This window comes from Saccharothrix sp. 6-C (assembly GCF_016695385.1).
GTDB lineage: Bacteria > Actinomycetota > Actinomycetes > Mycobacteriales > Pseudonocardiaceae > Actinosynnema > Actinosynnema texasense.
Genome location: NZ_CP064192.1, coordinates 7757552 through 7776311, shown reverse-complemented (window position 1 = coordinate 7776311; position 18760 = coordinate 7757552). Strand labels below are relative to the sequence as shown.

The following is an 18760-nucleotide window of genomic DNA, read 5'->3' as shown; positions in this document are numbered from 1 at the left end:
GAAGAGGCCCCTGCTCCAGGCGGGGGCCTTTTTCGTGCCCGAGGCCGCCTGAACCGATCGAGCACTAGCCTGTTACCGGAAGTTACGCCTAATCTCCCACCATGGGTGAACTCGCCGGTAACAACACCGACTACGACGTCGTGGTGGTGGGGTCGGGCTTCGGCGGCAGCGTCGCCGCGCTCCGGCTCACCGAGAAGGGCTACCGGGTGGCCGTGGTCGAGGCGGGCCGCCGGTTCGCCGACGACGAGTTCGCCAAGACGTCCTGGGACCTGCGGCGATACCTGTGGGCGCCGGCGCTCGGCTGCTACGGCATCCAGCGCATCCACGCCCTGCGCAGCGTGATGGTCCTGGCCGGTTCGGGTGTCGGCGGCGGGTCGCTGGTGTACGCGAACACGCTGTACCGACCGCTCAAGCCGTTCTACGCCGACCGGCAGTGGGCGCACATCACCGACTGGGAGGCCGAGCTCGCGCCGTTCTACGACCAGGCGAGCCGGATGCTCGGGGTGGTGGAGAACCCGACCACCACCCCGTCGGACGAGGTGATGCGGCGGGTCGCCGAGGACATGGGCGTGGCCGACACCTACCACCCGACGCCGGTCGGCGTGTTCTTCGGCGAGCCCGGCGAGCCGGCCGCGGACCCGTACTTCGGCGGCGCGGGCCCCGCCCGGACCGGCTGCACGCAGTGCGGCGCGTGCATGTCGGGCTGCCGGGTCGGCGCGAAGAACACCCTGGTCAAGAACTACCTCTACCTGGCCGAGCGCAACGGCGCGGAGGTGCTGCCGCTGACCACCGTCACCGACCTGCGCCAGGCGCCGGACGGCACGTGGGCGATCGGCACCCGGCGCACCGGCGGCAAGCTGCGCCGTGGCCGGCGGACGATCACCGCGGGCCAGGTCGTGCTGGCCGCCGGCACCTGGGGCACCCAGCAGCTGCTGCACCGGATGAAGGCCGACGGCGCGCTGCCGGAGCTCTCGCCCAAGCTGGGGGAGCTGACCAGGACCAACTCCGAGTCGATCATCGGCGCGGCGCGCTTCACGGTGGACGAGGAGCGCAACTTCAGCCAGGGCGTGGCGATCACCTCGTCCATCCACCCGGACGAGCAGACCCACATCGAGCCGGTGCGCTACGGCAAGGGCAGCAACGCCATGGGGCTGCTCCAGACGCTGGCCACGGACGGCGCGAGGTCGACCCCGCGCATCCTGCAGTTCCTGTCCCAGGCGGTCCGCCACCCGCTGCGGCTGGCCAGGCTCATGTCGGTGCACCGGTGGAGCGAGCGGACGGTGATCCTGCTGGTGATGCAGAGCCTCGACAACTCCATCACCACGTACACCAGGAAAGGGCTCTTCGGCCGCAAGCTCACCTCCAAGCAGGGGCACGGGCAGCCGAACCCGACGTTCATCAAGGCCGGTCACGAGGCCAACCTGCGCGCGGCCGAGCACATCGACGGCATCGCGGGCGGCACGTGGGGCGAGCTGTTCGACATCCCCCTGACCGCGCACTTCATCGGCGGCTGCCCGATCGGGTCGGACCCGGCGGGCGGCGTCATCGACCCCTACCACCGGGTCTACGGCTACCCGGGCCTGTCCGTGGTGGACGGCTCGGCGATCTCGGCGAACCTGGGCGTGAACCCGTCGCTGACCATCACCGCGCAGGCCGAGCGGGCGTTCTCGGTGTGGCCGAACAAGGGCGAGCCGGACCAGCGCCCCGACCAGGCCGCGGGCTACCGGCGGGTCGCGGCGGTGGCGCCGCGGAACCCCGCCGTGCCGACCGGTGCGCCCGGCGCCCTGCGGCTGCCGATCGTGGAGGTCAAGCACGCCTGATCGTCCTATGGTGGGTGGTGTGGCCACGAAGCCGTTCGCCTCCAGCGCCGACCTCACGCCGAAGGACGAGCAGCTCGTCGAACTCGCGGACGGCGTGTACGCCCTCACCGCCGGGGGCGACCCGAACGTCGGCGCGATCGAGGGCGAGGACTTCCTGGTCTGCGTCGAGGCCAGGGCCACGCCGACGGCCGCCCGCCGCTGGCTCGACCTGCTCCGCGAGCGCACCGACAAACCGGTCCGCCACCTGGTCCTGACCCACTACCACGCGGTCCGCACGTTGGGCGCGAGCGCGTTCGGCGCCGCCGAGGTCATCGCGCACGAGAACACCAGGGCGTTGATCGCCGAGCGCGGCCGGGAGGACTGGCTCAGCGAGTACGGCCGGATGCCCCGGCTGTTCGAGGAGCCCGCGGGCATCCCCGGCCTGACCTGGCCGACCGTCACGTTCTCCGACCGGCTCACCATCCCGCTCGGCGGCGACCGGGGCGAGGTGGAGCTGCGCTTCTGCGGGCGCGGGCACACGGCGGGCGACATCGTGGCCTGGCTGCCGCACCAGCGCATCCTGTTCGCCGGCGACCTGGTCGAGGCCCAGGCCGCGCTGTACACCGGTGACGCGTTCCACGACGAGTGGGCCACGTCGACGCTGGACCGGGTCGCCGCGCTGGGCGCGGAGCAGCTCGTGGGCGGACGCGGCGCGCCCGCCCGTGACCGGGTCGAGGTGGACGCGGCCATCGCCCAGTCCCGGCACTTCCTGGACGAGCTGCGCCGCACGGTCGGGACCGTGCACGTCAGCGGCGGCACGGTGAAGGACGCGTTCGAGGCCGCGCACGCGGCCCTGGCCCCGCGCTACGGCCGCTGGCCGATCTTCGAGCACTGCCTGCCGTTCAACGTGCAGCGGTACTGGGACGAGCGCGACGGCGTGTCGTGGCCCCGGATCTGGACCGCCGAACGCGACCGCGAGGTCTGGGCGGCGCTGCGATGACCCGGGGCCCGCGATGACACCGGTGCTGGTGGTGGGCGCGGGCCCGGTGGGTCTGACCGCCGCGCTCCTGCTGGCCCGCGCCGGCGTGCCGACGGTCGTCCTGGAAGCCGCGCCGCGGCACCTGGCGATCGGCAGCCGCTCCCTCTGCGTCCACCGGGACGTGCTGAACGTCCTCGACCGCGTCGGCGTCGGCCAGGCCGTCGTCGACGCCGGCGTCACCTGGTACCGCGGCCGGACCTACTACCGCGACCGCGAAGTGCTGACCGTCGAGCTGCCGCGCACCGAGGGCTTCCCGCCGTTCGTCAACACACCGCAGACCACCGTCGAACGCCTGCTGCACGCGAGAGCCCGGGACGAACCGCTGATCGACCTCCGCTTCGGCCACCGAGTCGAACGCGTGCAGCAGTCCGACCACGTCGTCCTGCACACCCGGGACCAGCGGTTCGAGGGCACGCACTGCATCGCGGCGGACGGCGCGCACTCCACCGTCCGGCACCTGCTCGGCATCCCGTTCGAGGGCCACTCCTACGACGACCGGTTCGTCATCGCCGACGTCCGCGTCGACCTCGGCCACCCCGAGCCCGAGCGCCGCTTCTACTTCGACCCGCCGGCCAACCCCGGCCGCCAGGTCCTGGTGCACCCCCAACCGGGTGGCGTGCACCGCATCGACTGGCAGGTCCCCGACGACTTCGCGTTCACCCCCGACCACGTCCGGGCGGTCACCGGGGACCGCCCGCACGAGGTCCTGTGGCAGTCCACCTACCGCTTCCACCAACGCCGAGCCGCCCGCTTCCGGGACGGCAACGTCCTGCTGGCGGGCGACGCCGCCCACGTGATGAGCCCGTTCGGCGCCCGCGGCCTCAACTCCGGGATCTGCGACGCCGACAACGCCGCGTGGAAGGTCGCCCTCGACCGCGCCGGCGAAGCGGGCCCCCACCTCCTCGACTCCTACCACCACGAGCGGGCCGCCGCCGCCGACGAGAACCTGCGCGTCACCGACGCCACCATGCGCTTCCTGGTGCCCCGGACCGACGCCGAACGCGCCCACCGCAACCACGTCCTGGAGCACGCCCTCACCGACCGGATCGACTCCGGCAAGCTCTTCGAGCCCTTCGCCTACCGCGACTCGCCGCTCACCACCGACGGCGACGGCGCGCTCCGCCCGGACAGCCGCCGGTACGGCCCCGGCTTCACCGTCGAGGGCGACACCCTGATCCGCCCCGACGGTCACACCGCCGCCACCGCGACCGACCTCGCCCAAGCGCTGCGCCGGGCCAAGGGCTTCACCGCCGCCGAGGCGCCACGGTGAACCCGTCGGGCTTCAACGTCAGCATCTCCGCCACCCGCAACCGGTAGTCGGGCGACCCGACCAGGTCGTACCGGCGCAGCACCGTGCCCAATGCCAACGTCGCCTCGTGCACCGCGAACTGCCGCCCGATGCACGCCCGTTCCCCCGTGCCGAACGGCTTGTAGGCGTGCGCGGGTCGCGCCTTCACCGCCGCCGGCGCGAACCGGTCCGGGTCGAACGCCTCCGGCGACGCCCACACCGACGGGTCGCGGTGCACGAGCGGCAGCAGCACCAGTGCCCACTGGCCCGCCCGCATCGGGTACCGCCCGCCGAGCACGGTGTCCGCCCGCGCCTCCCGCGCGAACCCCGGCGCCGTCGGCCACAGCCGCAACGCCTCGTCCAGCACCCGCCGCACGTACCGCAGCTTCGCGACCTGCTCGAACTCCGGCACGTCCGCCGAGCCCCACACCGCGTCGACCTCCGCGCGGGCCTTCTCCGCCACCTCGGGGTGCCGTGACAGGTAGTACAGCGCGAACGACAGCGCACCGGACGTCGTCTCGTGCCCGGCGATCAGGAACGTGATCACCTGGTTGCGGATGTTCACCTCGTCCAGCTCCCCGGACGACAGCATCAACCCGAGCAGGTCCGACCCGCCCGACCCCCGCCGGGACCGCACTACCTCGTCCACGACCTCCGCGAGGTAGGCGAGGTCGCGCTGGTAGCGCTCCTCCGCCTCGCGCCCGAACACCTTGCGCACCAGCGGCAGGACGAAGTTCTTGCGCTGCGCGTACCGCAACGACCCGATCATCGCCCGCACGAACGGGTGGGTCTCGGCCCGCGAGAACGACTCGAACGAGTACCCGAACCCGACCCGCCCGATCGTCTCCAACGTCAGCTTCGTCATGTCGCCGGAGACGTCGACGACCCCGCCCCGGTCCCACTTCCCGACCAGCTGCGCGGTCACGTCGACCATCGTCGGGTGGTAGGCGCGCATGGCGCTCTGCGTGAACGCGGGCAGCAGCACCTCGTGCGCCGCCCGCCAGTTCGGCTCCTCGTTGTAGGCGGTGAACAGCCCGTCCCCGCCGACGTCCCGCAACGCCTCCACGCCCAGCGCCAGGTGCTTGGCGAACCGCGACTCGTCGGCCAGGTCCGCCGCCAACGCCGCACCGCCCACGAACACGATCTCCTGGTCCAGGAACCGCCGCGTGAACACGGGCCCGAGGTCGCGCCCCATCCGCATCGTGTCCTGCACGGGCGTGCGCCGGCTCGTGCCGAGCACGTCGCCCAGGAACGGCACCCGCCACCGGGGGTGCGGGATCACCGCGGCCGTCATCGCTTCCCCCTGTTCGCCGTGCCCATCCGCTTCATCAGCTCGTCGTTCGACAGCCGCCGCTGCAACCCCGACGAGAACGCCGGGAACGCGCCACCGAGGACGCTCGCCACCCGCAGCTCGGGCGGCGCCACGGTCAGCTCGCCCCGGTCCTCCTCGATCGCCTTCACCACCGCCGCCGCGACCTCCTCCGGTGACACCGTCCGCATCCCCGCCGGTGGCTTCGCGCCCGTGTCGGCGAACATCCCGGCGTCCCGCACGAACCCGGGCTGCACGATCGACACCCCGACCCCGCTGCCGCGCAGGTCCTCCCGCAGCCCCAGCGCGAAGCCGCGCAGCCCGAACTTCGTCGCGTTGTAGAGCGAGGCGTGAGCCGACGCCACCTTGCCCGCCAACGACCCGATGAGCACCACGTGCCCGCGCCGCGCGGTCAGCATCGACGGCACCAGCTCGTGGGTCAACGCGATCGGCGCCTCCAGGTTCACCGCCAGCGCCCGCTTCACCTGCTCGGCCGTGAAGTCCACCAGCGCGCCACTGGCCGGCAGCGCCGCGTTGGCGACCAGCACGTCGACCGCGCCCGCCTCCGCCACCAACCGCCCGGCCGCACCCGGCTCGGCCAGGTCGGCCGCCACCGCCCGCCCGCCGACCTCGGCGGCCAGCCGCTCCAGCTCGGCGACCTTCCGCCCGGTCAGCACCACCTCGGCCCCACGACCGGCCAGCGCACGCGCGATGGCCTGCCCGATCCCGCCCGTCGCACCGGTCACCAACACGGTCGACCCGGACACCCGCATGACGCCTCCTCAACTGTTCGTTCGAACGAACAGTATCGCGGATCGGCGGGTCGGTCTCATGGCGGACAATGAGCGGCATGACGAGACCGGCCGAGACGAGGCAGCGGATCATCGCGGCCGTGCTGCGGATCATCGGCGACGACGGCGTCGCGGGCGTCACCAACCGGCGCATCGCGCAGGAGGCGGGCGTCTCGCTCGGCTCCGTCACCTACCACTTCGCCACCCAGCAGGACCTGCTGCGGGAGAGCCTGCGCCACTTCGTCACCGAGGAGACGAAGCGCTTCGGCGACCTGGCCGCCCAGAATGACGTGAAGTGCGACGACCTCGGCCAGGTGGTGGAGATCGTGGGCCAGGTCGCGGAGGCGACGGGCACCGACAGCGACCGCATCGCGCCTTACGAGCTGTACTTGCACGCCGGCCGCGACCCGGAGCTCCGGGCCGCGGCCGCCGAGTGCTTCGCCGCTTACGACAAGCTCGCCGAAACGGTCCTGGCGTCCATCGGCGTGAAGGACGCGGACCGGGTGGCCAGTGCCGTCGTCGGCATGGTGATGGGCTTGAAGCTCCGCGCCCTGGCCACCGGGTCCGGCACCGACGACCTGGTCGACGGCCTGTTGATGATCGCCAAGGGCGCGCTCAGAGAGTGATGCCGGTGAGCACCATCGTGCGCTCCTCGGTGAAGTCCACCATCGCCGACCGGACGCCTTCCCGCCCGGTCCCGGACCCCTTCACCCCGCCGTAGGGCATCTGGTCGGCCCGGTAGGACGGCACGTCGCCGACGATCACCCCACCGACCTCCAGCTCCGCCGCCGCCGCGAACGCCACCGTCACGTCCTTGGTGAACACGCCCGCCTGCAGGCCGTAGTCCGTCGCGTTGGCCTGCTCGAACGCTTCTTCGACCGAATCGACCACGGCGACCGCCAGCACGGGCCCGAACACCTCTTGGCGCCACAGCTTCGACTCCGCGGGCACGTCCTGCACCACGGTCGGCTCGACCGACGTCCCGGACCGCCCACCACCGACGTGCAGCACCGCGCCACCGGCCACGGCCTCGGCCACCCACTCCTCGACCCGCCGGGCGTTGTCCTCGTCGATCAGCGGCCCGACCTCCACCTCGGGGTCGTGCGGGTCACCGGTCCGCAATCCCCGGACCGCTTCCACCAACTTCGGCACGAACTCGCCGGCCACCTCGCGGTGCACCAGCACCCGCTGCACCGCGATGCACGACTGCCCGGCCTGGTAGTTCCCGAACGTGGCGATCCGCTCGGCCGCGAATTCCAGGTCGGCCCAGTCCGGGCACACGATCGCCGCCGAGTTCGACCCGAGTTCCATCACCACGTGCTTGCGCGGCGCGGAATCCATCAGCGACCACCCGACCTCCGTCGACCCGGTGAACGAGATGACGGGCAACCGCTCGTCGGTCACCAATGCCTTCATGTCCGCCCCGCGCACCGGCAGCACGGAGAACGCGCCTTCGGGCAGATCCGTCTCGGCCAACAACTCGCCCAACAGCAATGCCGACAACGGTGTCGCCGAGGCGGGTTTCACGATGACCGGTGCGCCCACCGCCAGTGCCGGCGCCACTTTGTGCGCCACGAGGTTCAACGGGAAGTTGAACGGCGCGACGGCCAGCACGGGTCCACGCGGCACCCGGCGGACCACCGCCAACCGCCCTTCCCCGGTGGCGTCCGTGTCCAACCGCTGCAGGTCGCCGGTGAACCGCCGCGCCTCCTCGGCCGCGAACCGGAACGTGCTGACCGCCCGCTTCACCTCGACATCCGCCCACTTCAACGGCTTGCCGTTCTCCGCCGTGATCGTCTCCGCGATCTCCTCGGCCCGCTCCTCCAACATCCGGGACACCTGCAGCAGCGCGGCGGCCCGCACGTGCGCCGGCGTCCGCCTGAACTCCTTCGCCACCGCCGCCGCGGCGGCAACGGCCCGTTCCACCTGCTCCGCCCCCGGCACCGCGACCGAGGCCACCTCTGTTCCATCGAACGGGTGGTGCACAGCGAGGGAGGAAACGCCCTGCTCGGCGTGTCCGGCAATCCAACAGGGCCGTGGCTGCGGCGTAAACGCGTCCATGCCGAACACCGTAAGCCCGACCCGCGCACTTCGACCTATTGATCTTCGAAGACCCCCCGGACGCCACCCCCGGCAGCCGGAGCACAGCCAGCAACCCCACCCCCTCACCTCGCCCCCACCCCTGCCCCCCCACCCCTGCCCCCCACCCACCCCTGCCCCCCACCCCTGCCCCCCACCCACCCCTGCCCCCCACCCACCCCCAACGGACCCGCCACCACCCCACCCAGGCCCGATTTGACATGGGTTCGGGTGCTTTAGGCTGGTCGAAGCCGGACAGGCTTGGCGGGCGCTTTATCCGCCAGGCCTGCCCGGCTTTGGCCTGCCTGGAGCGCCCGTAAGGGCCCCATGTCAAATCGAGCCGAACCTGCGCCTCTCGCCTCTCGCCTCCCGACTTGAATCGAGCAGAACTCGAAACTTGCTCGACCCCGACCTACAACCCCAAAAAATTGTCCTTCACGTACTCGACGTGCCCCAGGTAATACCCTTCGTGCCCCTCTTCGCGCTGTCTCCAGAACTCAGGCCGCTCCCGGATCATCGCGACCATGTCGTCCAACCTCGCCAACACCCGCCGCCCCATTCCGGCCACCGGCAACCCGTACGCCTCGCAGAACAACCCCGCCCGCCGCCGTTGGTCCTCGACCGTCCCGAATTCCGGTGAGAACGGCACGAGGCAATAGGCCGTGTACGCGACGTCCCACCACCGTGGCCCTGGTCGAGCGCCGTCGAAGTCGAACACCCCGGCCGGCATCCCGTCCCGGAACACCATGTTGTAGGGCGCGAGGTCGTTGTGGCAGATCACCTCCACCGGCACCACCGCCGGGAACTGCCACCCCTGCCACTCCTCCCACCCTTCGACCAACCCCTTCCCCGACCCTTTCCCCAGCCCTTTCCCCAACCCCTTCCCCGATCCCTTCCCCCACCCCTCCACCAACCCAGCCGTCGCGTCGTGCAACCGCCGCACCATCCGCGCCACCGCCACCAGCACCTCGTCCGATCGCAACCAGTCGGCCAACGGCGGGTGGCCGACCTCACCCTCCAGGTACGTCAACACCTCCCTGCCGCGCTCGTCCACCCCGTGCGGCACCGGCGCAATGCCAAGCGGCGCAAGGTATTCCAGCAACCGGTGCACGTTGGGTGTCCACGGACCGGTCGGCCTCCGCACCGTCGACCCGATCCGCACGACCTCGTTGAGCCCGCCTCCGGTGAGCGCTTCTTCCTGCACGCATGACATCCTTCACCTGCGCGGATCCGCCAGACGAGAGGTTTTTCCCCAGTGGCCGAGAGCAGCAACCGCCCTGTGCTGGTAGTCGACTTCGGCGCGCAGTACGCGCAGCTGATCGCCCGGCGAGTCCGGGAGGCGCAGGTCTACTCGGAAGTCGTCCCGCACACCACACCCGTGGCGGAACTGCTGGAACGCGACCCGGCCGCCATCGTGCTGTCCGGCGGTCCGTCCAGCGTGTACGAGCCGGGTGCGCCCCAGGTCGACCCGAAGCTGTTCGACGTCGGCGTCCCCGTCTTCGGCATCTGCTACGGCTTCCAGGCGATGGCGGGCGCGCTCGGCGGCACGGTCGAGCACACCGGGACCCGCGAGTACGGCCGCACCGAGCTCGGTGTGCGGCAGGCCGGTGGTCTGCTGCACGAGGAGCTGCCCGCCAACCACCCGGTGTGGATGAGCCACGGCGACTGCGTGACCAAGGCTCCCGAGGGTTTCACCGTCACCGCGACCAGCGAAGGCGCGCCGGTGGCGGCCTTCGAGGACGCCGAACGGCGTTTCGCGGGTGTCCAGTACCACCCGGAGGTCGGCCACTCGCCGCACGGCCAGGAGGTGCTGCGCCGGTTCCTGCACGAGATCGCGGGCATCCGGCCGCAGTGGACGACGTCCTCGATCGTGGACGAGCAGGTGGCCCGGATCCGCGAGCAGGTCGGCGACGGCAAGGCGATCTGCGCCCTGTCCGGCGGTGTGGACTCCGCGGTCGCCGCGGCGCTCGTCCAGCGCGCCATCGGTGACCGCCTGACCTGCGTCTTCGTCGACCACGGTCTGATGCGCGCGGGTGAGCGCGCCCAGGTCGAGCGCGACTTCGTGGCCGCGACCGGCGTGAACCTGATCACCGTCGACGCCCGTGAGCGGTTCCTCGACGCGCTCAAGGGCGTCACGGACCCCGAGCAGAAGCGCAAGATCATCGGCCGTGAGTTCATCCGGGTCTTCGAGCAGGCCGAGCGCGACCTGAAGGCCGAGGGCGACTACCAGTTCCTCGTGCAGGGCACGCTCTACCCGGACGTGGTCGAGTCCGGCGGCGGCACCGGCGCGGCGAACATCAAGAGCCACCACAACGTCGGCGGCCTCCCCGAGGACCTCCAGTTCACGCTGGTCGAGCCGCTCCGCGCGCTGTTCAAGGACGAGGTCCGCCGCGTCGGCACCGAACTGGGCCTGCCGGAGACGATCGTGCAGCGGCAGCCGTTCCCGGGTCCCGGCCTGGGCATCCGGATCATCGGCGAGGTCAACCAGGAGCGCCTGGACATCCTGCGCCGGGCCGACGCCATCGCCCGCGAGGAGCTGACCAGCGCCGGCCTCGACCGGCAGATCTGGCAGTGCCCGGTCGTCCTGCTGGCCGACGTGCGCAGCGTGGGCGTGCAGGGTGACGGTCGCACGTACGGCCACCCCGTGGTGCTGCGCCCGGTGTCCAGCGAGGACGCCATGACCGCGGACTGGACCCGCCTGCCGTACGACGTGCTGGAGCGCATCTCGACCCGCATCACCAACGAGGTGAACGAGGTCAACCGCGTGGTCCTGGACGTGACGAGCAAGCCGCCGGGCACCATCGAGTGGGAGTGACCCACCAGCCGCACAAAGGAGAAGGCCCGTCCTCCCCAGGACGGGCCTTCTCCTTTTCCCTACCCCCTGCCCCTACTCCAACCCCAACCCCAACTCCAACCCCTGCCGATACCCCTCACCGGCGACGTCGAGCAGACCCCGCCAGCAGCCCCAACCCGATCACCAACGCCCCTCCGGCCAGCGCCCACCTCAGGTCGAGGAAGTCCGGCCACGCCGCGCCGTCGGAGAGCATGTAGGCCGCCGCGACCAGGGCCGCGACCCCGAACACCAGCCCCACCACGTCGACCCCGCGCTTCTCGATCGAATCCTGGTCAGCCACGACGCACCTCCACCTCTCCGAGATCGCTGCGCACGTCCAGCACGATCTTCAACCCGCCGGGACCGTCGTCGCCGTAGTCGGTGACCGACTCGTGCCGCCCCTCGCCGTCGGACTCCCGGTCGAGGCAGCGCACCGAGCCCAGGTCGGCCCGGCAGTCCACCGTCACGTCCGCGTCGGCGGGCACCCGGACCTTCGCGCTGCCCAACCCGACCTCGACACCCGTGGTGACCGTCCCGGTGTTCGGCAGCCCGGTCAGGTCGAGCTCCACCTCGCCGACGCTGGCCGTGTACCGGTCCAGCACCTCGGCCACCGTCGTCGGCGACGCCTTCGTGCTGCCCATCTGCTTGCCGTCGACGTCGAAGTCCACCGTGGTCAACAGCACCCCCACCACGGACAGCGGCACGACGAGCCAGATGAGCCCGCGTCCGCCGCCGCCGCGCAGCGCGCCGAGGACCATGCCCCCGCCGAGCACCGCGACCAGCAGGCCGATGACGTGCTGCGCGTGGAACCAGTCCGAGTACGACGACGTCACCAGCGACCCGGCCAGCGCGACCAGCGCCACCCCGAACGTCGCCACGCCCACCCGTGACCTGGGCCGACGTGCCACCACCGGGGTCGACGCGGCAACCGGTTCCGGCGCGCCCCCCGGCTCGGGCAGGTCCCACGCGAACGGCGCCGCGCCGAGCGGGTCCCAGGCCGGTGGCGTCACACCCCCGGTCGTCGTCTGCTCGTCCGTCGCCGACACCTTGCCCCCCGTTCCGCCGAGCCCGACTTCTCCCTCTCCGCTCCCACCCCCGCCGAACGCCACCGCGGGCTCCGGCCGGTTGAGCTGCCCGCGACCGCGGTGCAGCAGGTAGATCGCGCCCACGGACAGCAGCACGCCGCCGACCATGGTGAAGCCGCCGTCCACGAAGAACCCGGTGGCCGGGATCACCGCGAGCCCGAGCAGCACCGTCAACGCCGTCGGCGTCGAGCTGTGCCCCCGCCCGATCAGCGACTCCGCCGCCGACACCTCGTCGTCGGCCTGCGCCAGCAGCAACCAGCCGAGCAGGTAGATGAGGACCCCGGCGCCGTTGCACAACGCCATGGCCACGAACGCCACCCGGACGATCACCGGGTCGATCTGGTACCGCCTGGCGATACCGGCGGCGACACCGGCGATCTTGCGACCGTCGTGGGGCCGCCTGGGCCGTGTGGCCCAGAAGTCCTTCAGCGTCTCTTCGACGCTGGCTGCGCTGATGCTCCCGCTCACGACGACAAGCTTGCTGAACCGGCGCGCCCAGCACATCGGGGACCCACCCTGAACCGCGCATCGGGTGGAACCCTGATGACCGGCCCGGACCCGCGTGTGACCATCAACGGGTGAGTGTGGAGACGAAGGCCGTCGAGCCGGTGCGCCGCAGGCGCGGCGGCCGGGTGGTCGCGGGCGTGGCGGGCGGTGTGGCCGACCACCTCGGCATCGAGGTGTTCTGGGTGCGGGCGGCGTTCGCCGCGCTGACCGCGCTCAACGGCGTCGGCGTGATCGCGTACGGCCTGCTGTGGCTGTTCGTGCCGCAACGCGCGGCCGGCGAGCCGGAGGCGCCCTCGAACCCGAGGGAACGCCAGCAGGCGCTCGGCCTGGTCGCCATCGGCATCGCCGCGGCCGTGCTCGCCGGGTTGTTCTCCGGCCCGGTCAGCGGCTGGATCGCCGGGCCGCTCGCGGTGGCCCTGGTCGGCGCGGCCGTGGTGTGGCGCGAGGCGGACGAGGCGCAGCGCCGCCGTTGGCGGGACGGCGCGAAGTCCGGCATCTTCGGCGGCACGGGCCGCAGCACGATCGTGCGCGTCCTCGCCGGCGTGGCGCTCGTCGCCATCGGCATCGGCGTGCTCCTCGTCAACAGCTACGGCGTCGACCAGCTCCGCTTCGCGCTGCTCGCCGTGGTCGCGACCCTCGGCGGGGTGGCGGTGCTCACCGTGCCGCTGTGGATCAAGCTGATCAACGACCTCGGCGAGGAGCGCCGGGTCCGCATCCGCACCGAGGAACGCGCCGAGATCGCCGCCCACCTGCACGACTCCGTGCTCCAGACGCTCGCCCTGATCCAGAAGCAGGCCGAGCAGCCGCGCGAGGTCAAGCGCCTGGCGCGCGGCCAGGAGCGGCAGCTGCGGGAGTGGCTCTACGGGCGGGTCGTGGAGGAGAACAACCAGCCGACCACCGTGTCCGCCACGATCGCCAAGGCGGCCGGGGAGGTCGAGGACAGCTTCGCGCTGGCCGTGCAGCAGGTCGTGGTCGGCGACTGCGAGCTCGACCCGAACCTGTACGCGCTGGTGCAGGCCGCCCGCGAGGCCATGGTCAACGCGGCCAAGCACGCGGGCGTCGGCGAGATCAGCGTCTACGGCGAAGTCGAACCCGAACGGGTGACGGTGTTCGTCCGCGACCGGGGCAAGGGCTTCGACCCGCAGACCGTCCCGGACGACCGGCATGGCCTCGCGGACTCCATTGGGGGGAGGATGGACCGGCACGGCGGCGAAGTCCGGATCCGCACCCGGATGGGTGAGGGCACGGAGGTGCAGCTGATGATGCCGAGGAAAACCGCAGACAAGCGAGAGACGGGGGCCAGGACATGACCGTTCGGGTGTTCCTGGTGGACGACCACGCGTTGTTCCGCGCCGGGGTCCGGGCCGAGCTGGACTCGATCACCGACGAGATCGAGGTGGTCGGCGAGGCCGGTTCGGTCGGCGAGGCGGTCGCGGGCATCGGGCACCACCGCCCGGACGTGGTGCTGCTCGACGTGCACATGCCCGACGGCGGTGGCGCGGAGGTGCTGCGGCAGGTCCGCACGGCGCTGCCCGAGGTGGTGTTCCTGGCGCTGTCGGTGTCCGACGCGGCCGAGGACGTCATCGCGGTCATCCGCGCCGGTGCGCGCGGGTACGTGACGAAGACCATCTCCAGCCAGGAGCTGGTGCGCGCGGTCGTGCGCGTCTCGGAGGGCGACGCGGTGTTCAGCCCGCGGCTGGCCGGGTTCGTGCTGGACGCGTTCGCCGACCGGCCGGGCGCGGCGCCGATCAGCGACCCCGAGCTCGACCTGCTGACCCCGCGCGAACGGGACGTGCTGCGGCTGCTCGCGCGCGGGTACGCGTACAAGGAGATCGCGTCCGAGCTGTTCATCTCGGTCAAGACGGTCGAGACGCACGTGTCGAGCGTGCTGCGCAAGACGCAGCTGTCGAACCGGTACGAGCTGTCCCGCTGGGCCTCGGACCGCAGGCTGGTCTGACGGGTCGGGTCGGGCCCGCTACTCCAGCTGCTGGGACGAGAAGATCTGCAACCTGCCCTCGTCCGGCCACACGCCCAGCTCGTACCGCCCGTACGACGCGGTGCCCGCGTGCGAGAAGTTCACGTGCACCCGCACGGCGTACCTCGCCGAACTCACCTCGACGACCTCGATGCCGTCGACGCGCACGTCGTCGTACTGGCCCCAGAACGCCTGGTACTCCTCGAACGGCCGCTGGAACGGCGCGGCCAGGTTCGCGTAGGCCGCCGCCGGGTCCTCGGGCAGTGCCTCGTAGTGCCTGCGCACGAGTTCGGCCGCGTCGCTCGCCGTGAGGCCCAGGGGAGGGGGCGTGGTCGGGCTCGCGTCCTTGAACGTCCAGGGCTGGAGCGCCGCGACCGCGACCGCTCCCGCGCCGAGCAGCAGCACGACCGCCGCCACCACGGGCGCCAACCACTTCCGCTGCCTGCCCCGACCCGCTTCCGCCCCCGCCCCCGCCTCGACCGACGACGTGCCCGTCTCCGACGTGCCCGGCCCCACCTCGACCGGCTCCACGTCGACCGGGTCCACGCCGGCCGGGTCCACGCCGGCCGGTTCGCGGTCCACCCGCTCGGCACCGGGCCTCCTGACGGCCACCGTCCTCGCACCGGCCCGCTTCGCGCCTCCCGGCTCGAGCCCGGTCCGCCCGGGACCGACCAGCAACTCGACCGCCTCCACCGCCGTGGGCCGTTCGGCGGGGTCGGACGCGAGCAACCTCGTCAGCACACCCGTCAACGCCCCGGAACGCGTCGGCGGCTCGATCCGGCCCGCCGCGGCCCGGTACAGCAGCCCGAAGCTGTTGTCGCTCACCCCGTGCGGCGACTGGCCCTCCGTCGCCGCGTACAGCGTCGCGCCCAGCGAGAACAGGTCCGACGCCTGATCCGGCTGCTCACCCCGCGCCACCTCGGGCGCCAGGTACGCCGGGGTGCCGGTGATCATGCCGCTGTCGGTCAGAGTGCCGTCGCCGGCGGCTCGCGAGATGCCGAAATCGGTGAGCTTGACCGTGCCGTCGTGCCCGATGAGCACGTTCGACGGCTTCACGTCCCGGTGCACGATGCCCGCCGCGTGCGCCGCGGCCAGCGCGGCCGCCACCCGGCCGCCGATCCGGGCCGCCTCGTCCGGGCTCAGCCTGCCCCGCTCGGCCAGCAGCCCGGCCAGGCTGCGCGAGGGCAGGTACTCCATGACCAGCCACGGCCGGTCGTCCTCCACCACCACGTCGAACACGGAGATCGCGTCGGGGTGCTGCAGCCGGGCCGCGTTGCGCGCCTCGCGCATCGCCCTCGCCCTGGCCACCTCGACCTCGTCCGCCGTCAGGTCGGGCCACCGCAGCTGCTTGACCGCCACCTCGCGGTCCAGCAGCTCGTCCCGCGCCCGCCAGACGACGCCCATCGCGCCGCTGCCGATCCGCTCGACCAGCGCGTACCGGCCGCCGACCGTCCCCGCTCCGGTCCCCGTACCCGTCCCCCCGGACTCCGCCACGCCAGCAGGTTAGGCGATGGCGTGGCCCGCGGGGGTGTCAGTTGGTCGAGACCAGCTTGGCCAGTTCGCGGTCGAAGTCGATCCACAGGTCCTCTTCGCCGGGCTGGACCACGTCGTAGGTGAGGTCCAGGAACTCGGCGATGTCCTCGGCGTCGGCCGACAGGATGGCGAACCCGGTCGGCGCGTTGAGCTCCACCAGGACCCGCTCCGGGTCGTCGGCGGCCGGCCGGACCAGGATGTCGCCCTCGCCGGAGGAGGTCAGCAGGCCGTCCGCGAGGAGGTCCCGGGCGAAGATCCACTCGACCTTGCCCTGGCCGGTGTGGAACAGCACGGCTACGGCGTACGGGTCCTCGGGTTCGTAGTGGAGTTCGGCCTCCACCGGCGCCGGGGCCACGCCCGGGACGAGGAGGTGGAACGTCGTCGTGATGGTGATGCTGTCGTTGCTCATGTCCTGTGGGTTCCCTTCCGAAGTCGTCCCTCTCATGTGAGGAGACGTCCGAGAGGGCGAATCAGGACGCGTATCGCCTGAACACCACGCGATCGGGGGAGACCTGTGTCTCAAGTCCACCCGTTTGCCCAGGACGGGTGTCTCAGTTGGCCCCGCGGCCCGCCATACCGGCGGGTAACACTGCGTTATCGCAGGTCACTTGAGCGTAGCGACGGTGGTCCGCGCGGGCTCGGCGGGCTCGTCCGGCACCGGCGCGATCGCCGTCGCGGGCTGCTTCCGGGTCAGCGCGACGCCGACGAGGACCACGACCATGCCCAGCACGACGCGGAGGTTGAGCGCTTCGCCGAGGAACAGCGCGCCCAGCAGCACCGACACCACGGGCAGCAGGTAGCCGACCATCGTGGCGTTGGTCGCGCCCTCGTCCTCGATGACGCGGTAGTTCAGCACGAACGCCACGCCCGTCCCGAACACGCCCAGGATCGCCACGGCGACCAGCGGCTGCCAGGACAGGTGCACCGGCTGCAACCCGGCCACCGGCACCACCAGGGCCGTCATGCCCGCCGCGGCCACCAGTTGGCTCGAGGAGATCTGCATCGGCGTCAGGCCGCGGCCGGACACCTTGTGGCCTACGTAGGCGTAGCTGACCGCGTAAGACGCCGCCGCGGCCAGGCACGCGAGCGCGCCCCAGCTCGCCAGACCGGCCTTCTGCCACGGGGCGAAGATGACGAGCACGCCCGCGAAGCCGAGCGCCAGGCCCGCGAACCGGGCCGGGTTGCGCTGCCGTTCCGTGCCCAGGACCAACCCGATGCCCAGCGCGAACAGCGGCGTGGTGGCGTTGAGCACACCGGCCACGCCCGAGTCCACCGTCGTCTCGCCCAGCGCGAACAGGGCGAACGGCACCGCGCTGCCGAAGAGCGCGGCGAAGCCGAGGTGCAGCCACGACGCCCGGTCGCGCGGCAGCCGCTGCTTGCTGCCGTAGACGAGCGCGACCAGCACCAGCGCGCCGAGCGCCGTGCGGGTGAGGGTGATCTGGATCGGCGAGAGGCCGGTGAGCGCGATCTTGATCCACAGGAAGCTGGAACCCCAGAGCAGGGCCAGGACACCCATCCTGATCAGCGTGCCAGGCTTGTTCACGAGCACACTGTGCGCTTCGCGAAGTATCAGCACAAGTGAATAGAACTGCACGATGCTTAAGCACAGCTGTAAGGTTGTGCCATGTTGGACGTGCGACGCATGCAGGTGCTCCGGGCCGTGGTCACCACCGGCTCCATCACCGCCGCGGCGGTCAACCTCGGGTACACGCCCTCGGCCGTCAGCCAGCAGGTCTCGGCGCTGGAGAAGCAGGCCGGCCTGCCCCTGCTGGACCGGGTCGGGCGCGGCGTGCGGCCGACGTTGGCCGGTCGGCTGCTCACCGAGCACGCCGCGCACATCACCGACCGGCTGGTCGAGGCGGAGGCGGCGCTCGCGGACCTGCGCGCGGGCCGCACCGGGCGGCTGCGGGTGCGCTACTTCGCCACGGCCGGCGCGGCGCTCGTGCCGCCCGCCGTCGCCCTGTTCCGGGCCAAGCACGCGGACGTCCAGCTCGACCTCAAGCTGACCGAGCCGGACGACCCGATGGTGGAGGTCGAGGCCGGTCGTGCCGACGTGGCCATCGTGGTGCACCAACCGGACGCCGAGCCGCCGCGCGGCGTGCAGCTCGTGCACCTGCTCGACGACCCGTACGTGGCCGTGCTGCGGCGCGGCCACGAGCTGACCCGCAAGCGCGTGCTCGACCTCGCCGACCTCGCCGGGGAGCAGTGGGTGGACGCCGTGTCGCCGCCCGGACCGTGCCGGGACATCGTGCTCAACGCCTGCGCGGGCGCCGGGTTCGCGCCCAACACCGTGGTGGAGGCCGACGACTACCCGACCGCGCAGGGGTTCGTCGCGGCCGGGCTCGGGGTGACCATCGTGCCGAAGCTCAGCCTCGGCGTCGTGCACCCCGGCGTGGTGGTCCGCAAGCTGCGCCACCCGGAGCCGACCAGGTCCATCTGCGCGGCGATCCGCGAGGACGGCGCCGGCTCACCGGCCGTGACCACCCTGCTGGAGGCGCTGAAGTCGTCGTCCCGCTGACCTG

17 protein-coding genes are annotated in these 18760 nt (G+C 72.0%); 8 read left to right on the top strand and 9 right to left on the bottom strand.

What is annotated here, in order from left to right; translation table 11 throughout:
• Positions 1-101: 101 nt before the first annotated feature.
• From IOD16_RS33435 to IOD16_RS33425, 3 genes are read left to right on the top strand one after another with little or no spacing between them, the layout of a single operon-like run.
• Positions 102-1820 (top strand): FAD-dependent oxidoreductase, encoded by a 1719-nt coding sequence (locus IOD16_RS33435; protein WP_201437668.1) that lies wholly within the window; start codon positions 102-104, stop codon positions 1818-1820.
• A gap of 19 nt (positions 1821-1839) precedes the next feature.
• A complete protein-coding gene (locus IOD16_RS33430) occupies positions 1840-2799 on the top strand; it encodes an MBL fold metallo-hydrolase (protein WP_201437667.1) in 960 nt (319 codons plus the stop codon).
• A gap of 13 nt (positions 2800-2812) precedes the next feature.
• Positions 2813-4108, top strand: a complete 1296-nt coding sequence (locus IOD16_RS33425) for an FAD-dependent monooxygenase (RefSeq protein WP_201437666.1) — start codon at positions 2813-2815, stop codon at positions 4106-4108.
• Here the strand turns inward: IOD16_RS33425 and IOD16_RS33420 are convergent.
• Together IOD16_RS33420 and IOD16_RS33415 are read right to left on the bottom strand one after the other, a co-directional pair.
• Entirely contained in the window at positions 4083-5420 is a 1338-nt protein-coding gene (locus IOD16_RS33420; protein ID WP_201437665.1) for a cytochrome P450, read from the bottom strand. The genes IOD16_RS33425 and IOD16_RS33420 overlap by 26 nt on opposite strands.
• Positions 5417-6208: an SDR family NAD(P)-dependent oxidoreductase gene (locus tag IOD16_RS33415; protein WP_123745335.1), complete on the bottom strand. Its 792-nt coding sequence runs from the start codon at positions 6206-6208 to the stop codon at positions 5417-5419. The genes IOD16_RS33420 and IOD16_RS33415 overlap by 4 nt, the downstream gene beginning before the upstream one ends.
• A 77-nt stretch (positions 6209-6285) precedes the next feature.
• Here IOD16_RS33415 and IOD16_RS33410 point away from each other — a divergent pair, with 77 nt between their 5' ends.
• Complete coding sequence (locus IOD16_RS33410) at positions 6286-6852, top strand: TetR/AcrR family transcriptional regulator (RefSeq protein WP_201437664.1); 567 nt, start codon at positions 6286-6288, stop codon at positions 6850-6852.
• Here the strand turns inward: IOD16_RS33410 and IOD16_RS33405 are convergent.
• On the bottom strand, positions 6842-8287 hold the full coding sequence (locus IOD16_RS33405; protein WP_201437663.1) for an aldehyde dehydrogenase family protein: 1446 nt from the start codon (positions 8285-8287) through the stop codon (positions 6842-6844). The two genes, IOD16_RS33410 and IOD16_RS33405, sit on opposite strands and share 11 nt — an antisense overlap.
• 430 nt (positions 8288-8717) lie before the next feature.
• Positions 8718-9416 (bottom strand): aminoglycoside phosphotransferase family protein, encoded by a 699-nt coding sequence (locus tag IOD16_RS33400; RefSeq protein WP_236594535.1) that lies wholly within the window; start codon positions 9414-9416, stop codon positions 8718-8720.
• A 144-nt stretch (positions 9417-9560) separates the two neighbouring features.
• On the opposite strand from IOD16_RS33400, the gene guaA reads away from it, so the two are divergent.
• Positions 9561-11120 carry a glutamine-hydrolyzing GMP synthase gene (gene guaA / locus IOD16_RS33395; RefSeq protein WP_123745338.1) on the top strand — a complete coding sequence of 520 codons (1560 nt, stop codon included), beginning with the start codon at positions 9561-9563 and terminating at the stop codon, positions 11118-11120.
• A 115-nt stretch (positions 11121-11235) separates the two neighbouring features.
• On the opposite strand, the gene IOD16_RS33390 is transcribed toward guaA, so the two are convergent.
• Both IOD16_RS33390 and IOD16_RS33385 read right to left on the bottom strand, forming a co-directional pair.
• The gene (locus IOD16_RS33390; RefSeq protein WP_201437661.1) at positions 11236-11439 is read right to left on the bottom strand and encodes a hypothetical protein; all 204 of its coding nucleotides are present in this window, start codon (positions 11437-11439) and stop codon (positions 11236-11238) included.
• A complete protein-coding gene (locus IOD16_RS33385) occupies positions 11432-12691 on the bottom strand; it encodes a PspC domain-containing protein (RefSeq protein ID WP_236594534.1) in 1260 nt (419 codons plus the stop codon). The genes IOD16_RS33390 and IOD16_RS33385 overlap by 8 nt, the downstream gene beginning before the upstream one ends.
• A 110-nt stretch (positions 12692-12801) precedes the next feature.
• Between IOD16_RS33385 and IOD16_RS33380 the strand changes: the two genes are divergently transcribed.
• Both IOD16_RS33380 and IOD16_RS33375 read left to right on the top strand, forming a co-directional pair.
• Positions 12802-14040 carry an ATP-binding protein gene (locus IOD16_RS33380; RefSeq protein ID WP_236594533.1) on the top strand — a complete coding sequence of 413 codons (1239 nt, stop codon included), beginning with the start codon at positions 12802-12804 and terminating at the stop codon, positions 14038-14040.
• Positions 14037-14687 (top strand): response regulator, encoded by a 651-nt coding sequence (locus IOD16_RS33375; RefSeq protein ID WP_053721568.1) that lies wholly within the window; start codon positions 14037-14039, stop codon positions 14685-14687. Before IOD16_RS33380 ends, IOD16_RS33375 begins: the two co-directional genes overlap by 4 nt.
• A gap of 18 nt (positions 14688-14705) precedes the next feature.
• Here IOD16_RS33375 and IOD16_RS33370 read toward each other — a convergent pair whose 3' ends face one another.
• The 3 genes from IOD16_RS33370 to IOD16_RS33360 all read right to left on the bottom strand — a co-directional run bounded on the left by IOD16_RS33370 (position 14706) and on the right by IOD16_RS33360 (position 17787).
• Positions 14706-16199, bottom strand: coding sequence for a serine/threonine-protein kinase (locus tag IOD16_RS33370; RefSeq protein WP_236594532.1), 1494 nt, complete (start codon positions 16197-16199; stop codon positions 14706-14708).
• 37 nt (positions 16200-16236) lie between these two features.
• Positions 16237-16647, bottom strand: a complete 411-nt coding sequence (locus IOD16_RS33365) for an SsgA family sporulation/cell division regulator (protein WP_053721570.1) — start codon at positions 16645-16647, stop codon at positions 16237-16239.
• Between the two features lie 195 nt (positions 16648-16842).
• Positions 16843-17787 carry a DMT family transporter gene (locus tag IOD16_RS33360; RefSeq protein WP_442978072.1) on the bottom strand — a complete coding sequence of 315 codons (945 nt, stop codon included), beginning with the start codon at positions 17785-17787 and terminating at the stop codon, positions 16843-16845.
• Positions 17788-17862: 75 nt separating this feature from the next.
• Between IOD16_RS33360 and IOD16_RS33355 the strand changes: the two genes are divergently transcribed.
• A complete protein-coding gene (locus tag IOD16_RS33355) occupies positions 17863-18756 on the top strand; it encodes a LysR family transcriptional regulator (RefSeq protein ID WP_201437659.1) in 894 nt (297 codons plus the stop codon).
• Positions 18757-18760 lie beyond the last annotated feature (4 nt).